Annotated in this window: 14 protein-coding genes; 3 read left to right on the forward strand and 11 right to left on the reverse strand. The window is 73.3% G+C overall.

Going from position 1 to position 13,841, the window contains the following annotated elements; all coding sequences use genetic code 11:
* The first annotated feature begins 181 nt into the window (after positions 1-181).
* Both LC193_RS12805 and LC193_RS12810 read left to right on the forward strand, forming a co-directional pair.
* The gene (locus LC193_RS12805; protein WP_226074151.1) at positions 182-583 is read left to right on the forward strand and encodes a hypothetical protein; all 402 of its coding nucleotides are present in this window, start codon (positions 182-184) and stop codon (positions 581-583) included.
* Positions 584-724: 141 nt separating this feature from the next.
* On the forward strand, positions 725-1,450 hold the full coding sequence (locus tag LC193_RS12810; protein ID WP_226074152.1) for a nucleotidyltransferase family protein: 726 nt from the start codon (positions 725-727) through the stop codon (positions 1,448-1,450).
* Between the two features lie 67 nt (positions 1,451-1,517).
* On the opposite strand, the gene LC193_RS12815 is transcribed toward LC193_RS12810, so the two are convergent.
* The 9 genes from LC193_RS12815 to LC193_RS12855 all read right to left on the reverse strand — a co-directional run bounded on the left by LC193_RS12815 (position 1,518) and on the right by LC193_RS12855 (position 10,208).
* Positions 1,518-2,651, reverse strand: coding sequence for a CU044_5270 family protein (locus LC193_RS12815; RefSeq protein ID WP_226074153.1), 1,134 nt, complete (start codon positions 2,649-2,651; stop codon positions 1,518-1,520).
* Positions 2,648-3,259 carry an RNA polymerase sigma factor gene (locus LC193_RS12820; protein ID WP_404819534.1) on the reverse strand — a complete coding sequence of 204 codons (612 nt, stop codon included), beginning with the start codon at positions 3,257-3,259 and terminating at the stop codon, positions 2,648-2,650. Before LC193_RS12820 ends, LC193_RS12815 begins: the two co-directional genes overlap by 4 nt.
* Before the next feature lie 109 nt (positions 3,260-3,368).
* The gene (locus tag LC193_RS12825) at positions 3,369-4,922 is read right to left on the reverse strand and encodes a DoxX family membrane protein (RefSeq protein WP_226074157.1); all 1,554 of its coding nucleotides are present in this window, start codon (positions 4,920-4,922) and stop codon (positions 3,369-3,371) included.
* A gap of 113 nt (positions 4,923-5,035) precedes the next feature.
* Positions 5,036-5,986, reverse strand: coding sequence for a 23S rRNA (guanosine(2251)-2'-O)-methyltransferase RlmB (gene rlmB, locus LC193_RS12830; RefSeq protein WP_226074159.1), 951 nt, complete (start codon positions 5,984-5,986; stop codon positions 5,036-5,038).
* A gap of 34 nt (positions 5,987-6,020) precedes the next feature.
* Positions 6,021-7,418 (reverse strand): cysteine--tRNA ligase, encoded by a 1,398-nt coding sequence (gene cysS / locus LC193_RS12835; RefSeq protein WP_226074161.1) that lies wholly within the window; start codon positions 7,416-7,418, stop codon positions 6,021-6,023.
* A gap of 98 nt (positions 7,419-7,516) precedes the next feature.
* Positions 7,517-7,927, reverse strand: a complete 411-nt coding sequence (locus LC193_RS12840) for a PPOX class F420-dependent oxidoreductase (RefSeq protein ID WP_226074163.1) — start codon at positions 7,925-7,927, stop codon at positions 7,517-7,519.
* Between the two features lie 122 nt (positions 7,928-8,049).
* Positions 8,050-8,571, reverse strand: coding sequence for a 2-C-methyl-D-erythritol 2,4-cyclodiphosphate synthase (ispF, locus tag LC193_RS12845; RefSeq protein WP_226074165.1), 522 nt, complete (start codon positions 8,569-8,571; stop codon positions 8,050-8,052).
* Positions 8,561-9,322, reverse strand: coding sequence for a 2-C-methyl-D-erythritol 4-phosphate cytidylyltransferase (gene ispD, locus LC193_RS12850; protein ID WP_226074167.1), 762 nt, complete (start codon positions 9,320-9,322; stop codon positions 8,561-8,563). Before ispD ends, ispF begins: the two co-directional genes overlap by 11 nt.
* 403 nt (positions 9,323-9,725) lie before the next feature.
* The gene (locus LC193_RS12855) at positions 9,726-10,208 is read right to left on the reverse strand and encodes a CarD family transcriptional regulator (protein WP_049563928.1); all 483 of its coding nucleotides are present in this window, start codon (positions 10,206-10,208) and stop codon (positions 9,726-9,728) included.
* A gap of 626 nt (positions 10,209-10,834) precedes the next feature.
* Between LC193_RS12855 and LC193_RS12860 the strand changes: the two genes are divergently transcribed.
* Positions 10,835-11,575, forward strand: a complete 741-nt coding sequence (locus LC193_RS12860) for a DUF461 domain-containing protein (protein WP_226074169.1) — start codon at positions 10,835-10,837, stop codon at positions 11,573-11,575.
* A 117-nt stretch (positions 11,576-11,692) separates the two neighbouring features.
* Here LC193_RS12860 and LC193_RS12865 read toward each other — a convergent pair whose 3' ends face one another.
* Positions 11,693-12,373: a response regulator transcription factor gene (locus LC193_RS12865; protein WP_086159907.1), complete on the reverse strand. Its 681-nt coding sequence runs from the start codon at positions 12,371-12,373 to the stop codon at positions 11,693-11,695.
* Positions 12,370-13,689: a sensor histidine kinase gene (locus tag LC193_RS12870; protein WP_226074171.1), complete on the reverse strand. Its 1,320-nt coding sequence runs from the start codon at positions 13,687-13,689 to the stop codon at positions 12,370-12,372. Before LC193_RS12870 ends, LC193_RS12865 begins: the two co-directional genes overlap by 4 nt.
* Positions 13,690-13,841 lie beyond the last annotated feature (152 nt).

Raw genomic sequence — 13,841 nt, forward strand, 5'->3', positions numbered from 1 at the left:
ACCGGCCGCAGGGCCGGGTCTCCGCACACGTTGCGGAGACCCGGCCTTTTGCGCGTCAACGCCTCTTTCGAATCTCTCCGGACTCCGTCACTCGTCAGAGTGGCCGAATGTCACCAATTCGCTACCCCTCGCTACGATTCGACAAGCCCCCATCCACTCGTCTCGCGAGGGAAGACCTTCAGTGAATCAGGCACTTCGGCACATCGGCAGAAGTCTCGCCATCGCCCTCCCGGTCGTCCTGGTGCTGTCCGGGACGCTCGCCGTCACCCGCGTTCCGTGGGTGTCCGGCTCGTCCGACGCGCACATGCTCACCGCCGCCGCGGAGAAGGCGCGCCAGACCCCGCAGGAGGTGCTGCGGGACCGGCTCGTCACCACGCTGCGCCGCCAGGACCCGTCGGCCGCGCTGACCGGCCTCCAGGAGGCCATCAGCCGCGACCCGGCCCTCGCGCCGCACTGCGCCGAGATCGCGCAGGCGCTGGGCGAGGCGGCGGTGGAGAAGTACGGCAGCACCACGCGGGCCCAGGCCCACGCCCGCCCGGTCTGCGACACCTCCTACGCGGCGGGCGTCGCCGCCGCACGTTAGGCCGTGCGGTCCAGGGGCGGCCGGATCTTCGCGGGGCCGGGCGCCGGTGCCGGCCGGCGCCCCGACCGCGCGGCGAGCCCGCCCCGTCGACCGGGCGCACGCCCTCGCGGGCCCCGCGCACGCGGGCTTTAGGGTGCCGGTATGACGGAACACTCGCTCGACGCACCGCAGCCGACGCAGGCCGTGGTCCTGGCCGGCGGCCAGGGCTCCCGGCTGCGGCCCTACACGGACGACCGGCCCAAGCCGATGGTGGAGATCCCCGGCACCGGCGTCCCGATCCTCGGCCACCAGCTGAACTGGCTCGCCGCCGAGGGCATCACCGACGCCGTCATCTCCTGCGGTCACCTCGCCGAAGTCCTCCAGGACTGGCTCGACTCCGTCGACCTGCCGCTGCACGTCACCACCGTCGTCGAGAGCGAGCCACTGGGCCGCGGCGGCGGTCTCAAGCACGCCGCCGCCGCGCTGCCGCGCCCGGCCGACCCGTGGTTCGCCACCAACGGCGACATCTGGACCCGCTTCTCGCTGCGCGAGATGGCCGCGTTCCACGCGGAACGGGACGCGCTGGCCACCCTGGCGCTGGCCAGGCCGCGCATCCCGTGGGGCGCCGTCGACACCGACGAGTTCGGCCACGTGCTCGACTTCATCGAGGCGCCGCCGTCCCCGTACCTCATCAACGCGGGCGTCTACGTCTTCGCCGCCGAGTTCACCAAGCTGCTGCCCGACCGCGGCGACCACGAGCGCACCACGTTCCCCCGGCTGGCCCGCGAACGCCGCCTCGCCGGCTTCCCCCTGCCGCAGCGCGCCTACTGGCGGGCCATCGACACCGCGAAGGACCTCACCGAGGCGGCCCGCGACCTCGCTTCCTGACGCCGGCTGAAACGGTCGCGGGACCCGGCCGCCCCCGTGGCCGGCCGGACCCCGCGAGGTCCGGGACCTACGGGTTCAACTGCCGCGACCAGTCCGCCAACGCCTCCGCCGCGTCTTCGGGCAGTTCGTCGACGACCTCCCACCCGGTCACCGCGTGTTCCGAGAAGACCCTGCCCGTCGGCACCTCGTCGACCCCGGTGACCGCCACCACGCTTCGCGCCCCGAGGTAGGCCCCGGTCTCCGCGTCGAGGATGTACGTCGCCTCGTACAGGTTGTCGCCGGTCCAGGTGACGCCCACTCCCGCCCGCCCCGTCGCGTCCGTCGTCGCCTCGACGGTGACCCCGGGGATCTCCGCGAGGGCGAGCAGTACCGTCTCCGCGGCCTCCGGCGGCATCAGCGGACGCGTGAGGAACTCGCCGAGCCGGTCGAAGGCGTGCTGGTGGATCGTCTCGCCGGTGTAGTGGTCGCCCAGTTCGTCGTTGATCCGGTCGAGCAGAGCCGAGGGATCCCGCGGCAGGTCCGCGTCCAGCGACCCGTCCCACGACCGCAGCGGGGTGATGGCCTGCATCGAGGGCAGCCCCGCGCACTCCCGGACCTCACCGACCCCGGACGGCGCGGCGAGGCAGTCCCGGGTGATGTCGCGCATGCCACCGGCCTCCGGCCCGCCCTCGGGCAGCAGGAGGGTGCCGTGGAAGAGGACGCCGCCCTCGGGTGCGATCGACGGGTCGGTGTACCAGCCCTCGCTCGCGTCCGCCGAGGTCCACATCTCGAACTCGTGGAGTTCGCCGCCCCCGTCGGCCTCGGCATCAGGGGAACGGACGACACCCGTCTCGTACAGGAACTGGTCGTCCCTGATCTCCGTCTCCGGCTGGGCCGCCGCCGCGGCGGCCAGTCGCTCAAGCGTCGGCATCCCCCTGCCGTCGCTCCCGTCCCCCACCGCGGGCCCACCGCCGTCCCCGCCGGACAGCGTGACGGCCGCCACGATGACCGCCGCGGTCGCCGCGGTCGCCACGGGCACGGCGGCCACGGCGAACCGGCGCCTGGCGGGCGACGGCGCGCTCCGCCGGATCTCGCTCATCACATGGTTCTGGAGCAGCAGCCGGCGGTCGGCGGGCAACTCCGGGTGCTCCGGGGCGGGCAGCAGCCCCGCGAGTTCGGATGTGTCCGTCTCGTCCTCGGGGCGTCGGTTTCTGCGGATCATGCTTGGCTCTTCCCAGTCGACCGGACCACCGTGGTCCGGCGGTCGCCGGATACTTGTCCGCGCGTTCGCGCCGGTTCCCGCAGCGCCTCGTCCGTGAGCTGCCGCAGCCGCGTCCTGGCCCGGGACAGGCGGGACCTGACCGTGCCCACCCGCACGCCGAGCGCGACCGCGGCCTCGGAATAGCCGAGCCCGGACCAGACGCACAGCATGAACACCTCGCGCTCGCGCGCCCGCAACCGCCCCAACGCGACCTTCACGGCCGCCAGTTGCTCGGCGTCGGCAAGCCGTCCGACCACATCGTCGGCGAAGTCGGGCAACGGCTCGCGGGCCGGGAGCCTCGCCATGGCGCGCTCGTGCCGGCGTCTGGCCCGCGTGGTGTTGCGCAGCACGTTCACCGCGATGCCCATCACCCAGGGCCGCGGGCTGTCCCCCTCGTCCTTGAGCCGCTCGCGTAACCGCCACGCCTCAAGGAACGTCAGGGACACCACGTCCTCGGCCAGCGCCGGGTCCCCCGTCGCGCGCACGGCGTACCCGTAGACGAGCCGCGCACAGGAGGTGAACAGCTCGCGGAACGCATCCTGATCGCCGGCGCGCACCCGGGCGTGCATGGAATCGCTCACCCCCGGGATTGTCCGGCCGGGCCCCGCGGTTCCCCGTGACACACCTCACACGTCAGCGGTCGCGGAGCCCGGCCACGGCTCTACCCGAGAATCCCACCTAACCGAGCAGCCCGCCGATGGGGTCGAGGCTGCCCTGCTCACCCCCGTCGTCCGAAGGTGCGGTGCTCTCGGGCGCCTCGCCCGCGTCGCCCGGCGCCGACCCCGTCGGCGGAGCGGCCGGGGACTCCTGCGGCGTGTAAGAGTCGGGCGCGGACGGCTGCTGCGGCGCGGGAACGGTCTGCTCGCTGCGCGGGAACGACTCCTGCGTCGCCCCGCCCGTGGCCGCGCCCCCCGCGGGTCCTTCGTCCGCGGCGCCCGGGGCGGAGCCGGCCTCGTCCTCCGCGGCCCCCGGCTCGTCCTCGTCCTCGGCCGCACGGCCCTCGTTCGCGCCGGCCTCGCCCTCGTCCTCGCGGCCCGCGCCCTTGTCCTCCTCCTCCGCCTCCTCGCCGGGCAGCGGCCGGCCGGGCAGGTGGTTGCGCGGCGGCTCGCCGGGCTCGGGCAGCGTCGGGAACTGGTCGGAGCGCACCGCGCTGCCCAGCATCGAACCGATCAGCAGGGACGTGCCGATCAGCAACGTGGCCAGCGCGGCGCCGCGCCGCAGCACCCGGTGCCGCAGGTCGGCCAGGGGCGCGCGCGGGCCCAGCCTGCGCCACGCCTCGCCGGCCAGCCGCGCGTCGAGCGAGTACACCGGCGCTCCGGCGATCAGCAGCGGCGACCAGGCGGCGCACAGCACGATGTCCGGCGTGTCGAACGCGGGCCCCTGCCGCCAGCTGACGGTCACGAGCAGCGCGAGCGAGAGCAGCGCCCCGAGCCCGGCGGCCACGCGCTGCCACAGGCCGAAGATGGTCAGCACGCCGACGATGATCTGGATGAACGCCACGGTGAGCCCGGCCCCCACCGGGTGCGACAGCGCCCAGTCGTGCAGCGGGGCCGCGACCGTCCAGGGCTGGAGCGCGCTGAGCCACGCGTACAGCGAGCCGCGGACGCCGCCGTCGAAGTACACGGGGTCGGTGAGCTTGCCCATCCCGGCGTAGATCGACATGAAGCCCAGGAGCAGCCGCAGCGGCAGCAGGACGACCCCGAGGCTCAGGTTGCGCCCCGAGTGGTACGCCTGCCGCCCGACGGTCCTGGCCGCCGCCCGGTTCGCCGGTGCCGGCCGGCGCTGCTGCCGGTCCTCCTCGGGCCCGCCGGGCCGCGCGGACACGCGCGGCAGGACCCGGGTCTGCTCGGGCGGCTGCGGGGAGCGCGGCCCGACCACGCCCGCGAGCTGAGGCGCCCGGGCGACACGCGGAAGCACCTGCGTGGCCGCGCCCTCGCCCGCACGGCCGTGCCCGGCCTCGCGGGCCGCCCTGATCAGGGTTCCGGCACCCGTGTCCCCCGGTGCGCTGCGGCCGGTCCAGACGACCGGTGGCCTGCGGCGCGCCGCGGCGGGCACGCGCGGCAGCGGGCCGGTGTGCGGGACCGTGATGCTCACCGGCGGCGGAGTGGCGAGCCTGACCCGGAAACTGGCGTGGTTCACGACGACTTGTGCGGGGTCGCACGGCACTTTCACCATGCTCAGCACCGGTTCGTCCGCCGAGAGGCCGCGGGGTGTTCTGGTGTCCACACTCATCTAACCGAGTGACAGAGCCTTTGGACACTGCCTTGACCGAACTCTGTCCGCGACCAGTCAAGAACGGGTCCGCCCCCGGTGTGGAGGCGGACCCGCGCGCCGGCGGGCGGCGCTCAGCGGCGGCGCTTGGCCGCCTCGTAGAGCACGATGCCCGCGGCCACGCCCGCGTTCAGGCTCTCCGCGCCCCCCGGCATCGGGATGCGCACCCGGATGTCGCAGTTCTCGCCGACCAGCCGGGAAAGACCGCGCCCCTCGCTGCCGATCACGACCACGAGCGGACCCGCCAGGGCCTCGACGTCGGCGAGGTCCGCCTCGCCGTCCGCCGCGAGGCCGACGACCGTGAGACCCGCCTTGCGGTAGCTCTGGAGGGCGCGGGTCAGGTTCGTGGCGCGGGCGACCGGCGTGCTCGCCGCCGTGCCGGCCGAGGTCTTCCAGGCACCCGCGGTCATGCCCGCGGCCCGGCGTTCCGGCACCACGACGCCGTGCCCGCCGAACGCCGCGGCCGACCTGACCACCGCGCCGAGGTTGCGCGGGTCGGTGACGCCGTCGAGGGCGACGATCAGCGGATCGACGCCGTCGTCGGCCGCCGCGTCGACCAGGTCGTCGGGGTGGGCGTACTCGTACGGCGGCACCTGGAGGACCAGGCCCTGGTGGTTCAGCCCGCCGGTGATGCGGTCGAGTTCGGCGCGCGGCGCCTCCATCAGGTGCACGTCACCGCGTTCCATCGCGAGCTTGACCGCCTCGGTGACCCGGTCGTCGCTGTCGAGGAACTGCTGGACGTACAGCGTCCCGGCGGGCACGCCGCCGCGCAGCGCCTCGACCACCGGGTTGCGCCCGACGACCAGTTCCGCCGGGGAACGGCCGCCGCGCCGCGCGGAGGTCTGCTGCTGCTGCCGCCGCGCCTTGGCCTGGGCCGCGCGCTGCTTGGGGTGGCCCGTGCGCATCTCGGCGGGCGGGGTCGGGCCCTTGCCCTTCAGGCCGCGGCGGCGCTGGCCTCCGCTGCCCGTCTGGGGGCCCTTCTTCTGACTGGTGCGGCGGTTGGGCCGCTGACTGTTGCCTGGCATGGGTGCTACCGGTTCCTTCTCGGCCTGTGGGCCGTCAGCTCAGCTCCCAGCGGGGGCCGTTGGGTGTGTCCTCGATCACCAGGCCCGCGGCCTTGAGCCCGTCCCTGATGGCGTCGGCGGTCGCGTAGTCCTTGCGTTCCCTGGCGGCCTGCCGCTGGGCCAGGACCAGCCTGGCCAGCGTGTCGACGACGCCGGACAGCTCCGCGCCGCGCGCGCCCGCCTCCGCGCCCGCCCAGGGCGCGGCGAGCGGGTCGAGGCCGAGCACCCCGAGCATCGCCCTGACCCGGGCGCCGAGCAGGGCTGCCGACTCCCTGTCGCCCTCGGCGAGCGCCGCGTTGCCCTGCCTGACGGTGGTGTGCACGGCGGCGAGGGCCTGCGGAACGCCGAGGTCCTCGTCCATCGCGGCGGCGAACTCCTCGGGCACGGAGGCGGCCGGCGCGATGTCGCCGCTCTGCTCGACGGCCCGCTGGAGGAAGCCCTCGATGCGGCCGAACGCCGCCTCGGCCTCGGCCAGCGCCTCCTGGCTGTACTCGATGGTCGAGCGGTAGTGCGGGGTGCCGAGGTAGTAGCGCAGCACGACGGGCCGCCAGCGCTTGACCATCTCGGAGACGAGCACCGAGTTGCCGAGCGACTTGCTCATCTTCTCGCCGCTCATGGTGACCCACGCGTTGTGCACCCAGTAGCGGGCGAACTCGTCGCCCGCCGACCTGGACTGGGCCAGCTCGTTCTCGTGGTGCGGGAACACCAGGTCGATGCCGCCGCCGTGGATGTCGAACGCGCGCCCGAGGTACTTGTGCACCATCGCGGAGCACTCCAGGTGCCAGCCCGGCCGGCCGCTCCCCCAGGGCGTCTCCCAGCGGGGCTCGCCCGGTTTGGCCGCCTTCCACAGGGCGAAGTCGCGCGGGTCGCGCTTGCCCGTCTCGCCCTCGCCCGCCGGCTGGAGGAGGTGCTCCAGGTCCTGGTTGGACAGCGAGAGGTAGCCGGGGAAGCTGCGCACGTCGAAGTACACGTTGCCGTCGGCCGCGTACGCGTGGCCGCGGTCGATCAAACCGCGCATCATCTCGATCATCTCGGGGACATGACCGGTCGCGCGGGGTTGATAGGTGGGCGGCAGGCACCCGAGCGCGGCATAGGCCGCGTCGAAGGCCAGTTCGTTCTCGTAGCCGATCGACCACCAGGGCCGTCCCTGCTCGGCGCTCTTGGCGATGATCTTGTCGTCGATGTCGGTGACGTTCCGCACGAAGACGACGTCGTAGCCGCGGTAGGCGAACCAGCGCCGCATGATGTCGAAGTCGACGCCCGACCTGATGTGCCCGATGTGCGGGGCCGCCTGCACCGTGGCGCCACAGAGGTAGATCGAGACGCGGCCCGGCACGAGCGGGCTGAAGTCACGGATCTTCCGGGCACTGGTGTCATACAGGCGAAGGGTCACGCGTCAAGAGTAGTCGGCGAGGGGCGCCCGCCGCGCCCTCCGGGCGCCCCCGAGGCCCGGCTCGGCGGCGCGCCGCCGCGGGCCCCGCGGGCCGGGGCTCAGACGATGCCCTGGCCCACGATCCGCTCGGTGCTGATGCGCACGACCACGCGCGGCGCCTCCCGCTCGCTGCCCGGGTTGAACTCCGCGTACGACGTGCCCGCGTACTTCTGCGCCAGCCGGTCGATCAGCTCCTGGCCGCCCTCCGTGGTGAGCGTCGCGGTGCCGTAGAGCGTCGCGTAGCTGTACGGCTCGTCGGCGGGCAGCACCTGCACCACCACGCGCGGGTCCCGGCGCAGGTTCTGCTCCTTGCGCCGGCCGACCACCGTGGAGATCAGCAGGTCGTCGCCCTCGTACGTGATCCACACCGGGGTCAGCTGCGGGCTGCCGTCCGGCTGGATGGTCGCGACGGTGACGAACGTCCTGCCGTCGAGCACGGCCTTGAGGGTCTCCGGGAGTGTGACTGCCACGATGGCACCTTCCTGAACGGTTGTCGGACGCGGCCCTGGCGCGGCTCGCGCGCGGCGCCGCACGCGCTGTCGAACTTCGCACAACACCGTGCCGCCACGCTAGGCCGTGCCGTACGGCGCCCTCAGGTCCGACGCGCCAGGTCCGACGCGCCGGGGTCCGGCACCACGAGCGCGGTGGCCACGGCGGCGAGGCCCTCGCCCCGCCCGGTGAGGCCGAGGCCGTCCGTCGTCGTTCCCGAGACCGAGACCGGCGCGCCCAGCGCGGCGGCCAGCGCCTCCTCGGCCTCGGCCCTGCGGCGGCCGACGCGCGGGCGCACTCCGACGACCTGGATCGCGACGTTGCCGATGACGAAACCGGCGGCGCGCACGATCCGCGCCGCCTCGGCGAGCAGCGCGGTGCCCGAGGCGCCCGCCCACTCGGGGCGGTCGGTGCCGAAGTGCCGGCCGAGGTCGCCGGTGCCGGAGGCGGAGAACAGCGCGTCGCAGGCGGCGTGCGCCGCGACGTCGCCGTCCGAGTGGCCGGCCAGGCCGAACTCGGCCTCGGGCCAGTGCAGCCCCGCGCACCACAGCGCGCGGCCACGCTCGAACGCGTGCACGTCGGTGCCGACGCCGACGCGCGGCAGGAGGAGCGGTTCAGAAGCCATCGTTCATCCTCCGGCGGGCGAGTACGGCCTCGGCGAGCACGAGGTCGAGCGGGCGGGTCACCTTGAACGCCTCCTCGTGGCCCCGCACCAGTACCACGGGCACGCCGAGCCGTTCCACCAGGCCCGCGTCGTCGGTCGCGGTGTCCGCGCCGAACCGCGCGTGGGCCTCGTCGAGTGTTCCCCGGTCGAAGCCCTGCGGGGTCTGGACCGCGCGCAGCAGCGCGCGGTCGGGGGTGGCGACGACGGGCTCGGGGCCGTCGCCGGCCGGCGCGCCGGGGGCGACCTGTTTGACCGTGTCGGTCACCGGCAGGGCCGGAACGACGGCGCGGGCGCCCGCCCTGACCGCCGCGGCGACCGTGTCGACCGTGTCGGCGGGCACCAGCGGGCGGGCCGCGTCGTGGACGAGCACCACCGCGATGTCCTCGGGCAGCGCGGCCAGCCCGAGCCCGACCGACTCCTGGCGGGTGGCGCCGCCGGGCACGACCACCTGGTCGACGGCCGGCGGCGGCGGGTGCTCGTCGAGGAGGGAGCGGACCGCCGCGACCTCGGCCGGCGGGGCGACGACCACGACCAGGGACACGGCCCTGGCCCTGGCCATCGCGCGGACGGCGTGCACGAGCATCGGCGTGCCGCCGAGCGGGCGCAGCGCCTTGGGGGCTCCGGGGCCGAGGCGGACGCCGGCGCCCGCGGCGGGGATGACGGCCGCCGTGCGGAGCGGCGGCGAGGGTGGCTTCGGTGTGGTGTCTGTCATTTGGTTGGGGGTGCAGGTTTGTTTGCAGGGTGGTGTTGGGTATGGCCTGAGCGTGCCGGGCCCACACGATCGGACCCTTCCGTGACAGCCGATCGAGCGAGCTTCACGGTCCCGGCACACATTCCTGGGGCAATCCGTGATCCGTACAGACAGCAGCGCCCGTACGGCATCGGGGAATGCCTCCGGGCGCTGCGTCACGCTGTCGCACGCTGGTGGATTCAGTGTTCGAAAGTGAAAGGCCGCGCTCGTCGGCATTGCCCGATCGGGTCGGCAGGTACCGGTGGCACCGGTAGCGGCACCCATGGCACAGCGGCGATCAGCTGGTGTTGAGTGACGACGCCACCACCGCGGTAATGATCAGATGGAATTGACCGAAAACAACGGTGACGAGTCGATGCGATGATCAGGAGGCGAGAACCTCGTCGAGCAGGGATTCGGCCTTGTCCTCATTGGTCGCCTCGGCCAGCGCCAGCTCGCTGACGAGGATCTGCCGCGCCTTCGCGAGCATGCGCTTCTCGCCCGCGGACAGGCCGCGCTCGCGCTCGCGGCGCCACAGGTCGCGGACCACCTCGGCGACCTTGATGACGTCGCCCGAGGCCAGCTTCTCCAGGTTCGCCTTGTAGCGGCGGGACCAGTTGGTCGGCTCCTCGGCATACGGGGCGCGCAGCACCTCGAAGACCCGGTCCAGCCCGTCCTGCCCGACCACATCGCGCACACCGACCAGTTCGGCGTTTTCGGCCGGAACGCGCACTTCGAGATCGCCCTGGGCGACCTTCAGCACCAAGTAGGTCTTGTCCACGCCTTTGATCTGGCGAGTTTCGATGGCCTCGATCAGCGCGGCCCCATGGTGCGGATAGACCACGGTGTCGCCAACCTTGAACGTCATGTGACAGGTACCCCTTCCGTGGCCCTCCATGCTAACACGGCGGAACCGCCCTTTGAATGACGTTTCCGCAGGTCAGACCACCTCTCGGGGGTTGACAAGGGCGCCGGTGGCGTGCTTCGCGCCGCACGGTGCGGCAGGTATCCGCAGGTGGGGGCCCCCTTCGACGACCGGGACGGTTCGTGGATCTACGCCCGGAAGAGGCCAAGAAAGTTCGGTTGACCACGGAACTCTGTCCGTTTTGTCACGATTCTAGGAATGCTATCCGACACGCGCCCCGGCCCCGGGAATTGATCAACGGAAAAGTCCCCCGATCGCCATTTCGGTGTCGTCCGCTCCCGATCACCGCGAACTCACTCATGGCCCACTCATGTCCCACCCGCGGCCCACTGAAGGTTCGCCGCCCGCCCACTTCCGTTCACCGCCGGCCCGCTCCCGGGCGTTCCCGTCCTGGCGTTCCACCGCATCCACCGCATCCGCCGCGCCGCCGGCCGGTCAGGGCCGGTCAGGACCGCCCGGGGCAGGTTGCGCCGACTCCGGCCGGGCCCGGCGGAACATACCGGAAGAGGCTTCTGTACGCTGAGGCCCGATAGATCAACAGAGACTCTGCCCGAGGAGATGCCGCCGCCGTGAGCAGCAGCCTTCGACGCGGCGTTGCCGCCGCCTTCTTCGCGTTCTCGGCCGTCGGTGCGACGGCGTGCGGCGCCGGCGTGAATGCCGAGACCGGCCAGGTGAACCCCGACAACGCCTCCGCCGCGGTCGACGACATCGACGTGCAGAACGTCAACCTGGTCCTGCCCGAGGGACCCGAAGGACCCGGCGGCATCAGCGCGCGCCTGTTCAACTCCGGCAGCCAGGACCAGACCCTGGACGCCGTCGTCCTCACCGACGGCGGCGCCCCGCTCGAACTGGTACCGGCCGAGGGCGAGAGCAGCCTGGTCGTCCCGGCGCGCGGGTCCCTCGCCCTGGGCGGCGAGGGCAACGCGGCGGCCCTCCTCTCCGACCCGGCCGCCGCGGACGTGGCGCTCGGCAACGCCCAGGGGCTCTCGTTCGTGCTGAGCGAGGCGGGTGAGATCACGCTGTCCGCCCGCGTGGTCGGCGACACCAACGGCTTCGAGTACTACGAGGACTGGGGGCCGACGCCCACCGCCCCGGAGGAGCCCGGCGCGCCCGCGGCGCCCGGCGGCCCCGACGAGGAGGCCCCCGGCGGCCCCGGGACGACGCCCGAGGACGGCGGCGAGGAACCGCAGAACGGAACGGGCGAGGACGGCACCGGCACGGGCGAGGAGCCCGGCGGCCCCGCCGACGACGCCCCGGACGCCCCGGGGGACGGCACCGCCGAGGACGGCACGGACGTCATCGAGGGCTGACGCCCGCCGCGCACGGCGCGCGGCACGCACGCGGAGGGCCGATGGCCAGGTGGCCATCGGCCCTCCGCGTCCCGCGGGCCACCGCCTGCCCGCGGACAAGGCACGCGCTCCCGCGGCCTACGGCTCGAACTTGTAGCCGAGGCCGCGCACGGTGACCAGGTAGCGCGGGGCACCCGGGTCGGGCTCGATCTTGGCGCGCAGCCGCTTGACGTGCACGTCGAGGGTCTTGGTGTCGCCGACGTAGTCGGCCCCCCAGACCCGGTCGATGAGCTGCATCCGGGTGAGGACCCGGCCGGCGTTGCGCAGCAGCATCGCCAGCAGGTCGAACTCCTTCAGCGGCAGGTCGACCTTGCGCCCTGCGACGGTGACCACGTGCCGGTCCACGTCCATGCGCACCGGGCCCGCCTCCAGGGCGGCCGGGCTCTCCTCCTCCGACTCCCCGCGGCGCCTGAGCACCGCGCGGATGCGGGCGACCAGCTCCCGCGAGGAGAACGGCTTGGTCACGTAGTCGTCGGCCCCTATCTCCAGGCCGACGACCTTGTCGATCTCACTGTCCTTGGCGGTCACCATGATGACCGGGACGTTGGAACGGCCGCGCAGCTGGCGGCACACCTCCGTGCCGGGCAGGCCCGGCAGCATGAGGTCGAGCAGGACGAGGTCGGCGCCGTTGCGCTCGAACTCGTCGAGCCCTTCGGGACCCGTGGCCGCGGTGGCGACCTCGAAGCCTTCCTTGCGGAGCATGTACGACAGGACGTCGCTGAACGACTCCTCGTCCTCGACGACGAGCACTCGGGTCACGGGAGGACCTCCCGGGCGGGATCGTTGGTGCGGGTGGGTTGCGGCTGGTGTTCCGCCTCGGCGTCGGCATCGGCGCTCTCGGCGAACTCCGCCGGTTCATGCAGGGTGCCACCGAGGCGGTCGCGCTTTTTGCGCGCCGCCAGGTGGCGGTCCCGCGCGCTGCCGGGTTCCGGCAGCCGCAGGGTGAAGGTGGAGCCCTGTCCTTCAGCGCTCCAGACCTGGACCTCCCCGCCGTGCGAGGCGGCCACGTGTTTGACGATCGCCAGCCCGAGGCCCGTCCCGCCGGTGGCGCGGGACCTGGCCGGGTCGACGCGGTAGAAGCGTTCGAAGACGCGTTCCCTGTCGGTCTCGGGAATGCCGACGCCCTGGTCGGTGACGGCGATCTCGACGAGCTCCCCCGAGGAGGACGGCACGCGCGCGCCCGCGATGGCGACCCGGGTGTGCGGCGGGCTGTAGTTCACCGCGTTCTCCACCAGGTTGCCCAGGGCCGCGGCGAGCTGGGCGCGGTTGCCCCACACGGCCAGTTCGTCGATGCCGCCCGAGGCGATCGTGATGTGCTTGCTGCCGGCCTGCTGGCGGCAGCGTTCCAGCGCCTCGGTGACCAGGTCGCCGACCGGCACCAGCTCGGCGCCGGCGAGCATGTCGTTGTCCTGCACCCGGGAGAGGTCGATCAGCTCCTGGATGAGGTTGGTGAGGCGGGTCGCCTCGTTCTGCATGCGCCCGGCGAAACGCGTGACGGCGACGGGGTCGTCCGCGGCGTCGAGCACGGCCTCGGAGAGCAGCGACAGGGCGCCCGCGGGGGTCTTCAGCTCGTGGCTGACGTTGGCCACGAAATCGCGCCGGACGGCCTCGATGCGGCGGGCCTCGGTGAGGTCCTCCACGAGCAGCAGCACCAGGCGGGAGCCGAGCGGGGCCGCGCGGGCCGAGACGGCGAGCACGTCGGCGCGGCCGAGGCCGCGCCCGCGCCTGGGCAGGTCGATCTCCGTCTCGCGGATCTCGCCGTCCCGCCTGGTGTCGCGGGCCATCTTCAGCATGGGGTCGACGGCGAGCCGACCGCCGCGGACGAGGCCGAGCGCGTAGGCGGCGGAGCTCGCCTTCACCACGCCGTCGCTCTCGTCGAGCACGACGGCGGAGGAGCGCAGCACCGACAGCACCGTGTCGACGCCCGGCGGCAGCACGGCCTCAGCCTGCTGCTGCGCACCACCGGAAGGACCTGTGCGTTCGCGCTCACTGAGACGGAATGCCAGCATGGCGACGACACCGGTGCACAGCCCGGCGATCGCTGCCACTGCGGCGACCGCCGCGTTCACGTCCATATCCTCAGGTTATGCGGGGCTTGCCCGCAGGTCACAGATGTGACCGAAGATGCTCGACCGGCCGCCCGCGAGAGTTCACCTTGACGACAGCGATGGTTCACTTGACGGGGCGGAGGCGGCTGCTTTCCGGGCAGACGTTGAACGGCAGCAAA

The sequence above is a fragment of the Streptomyces marincola genome, assembly GCF_020410765.1.
In the GTDB taxonomy this organism is placed as follows: Bacteria; Actinomycetota; Actinomycetes; order Streptomycetales; family Streptomycetaceae; genus Streptomyces; species Streptomyces marincola.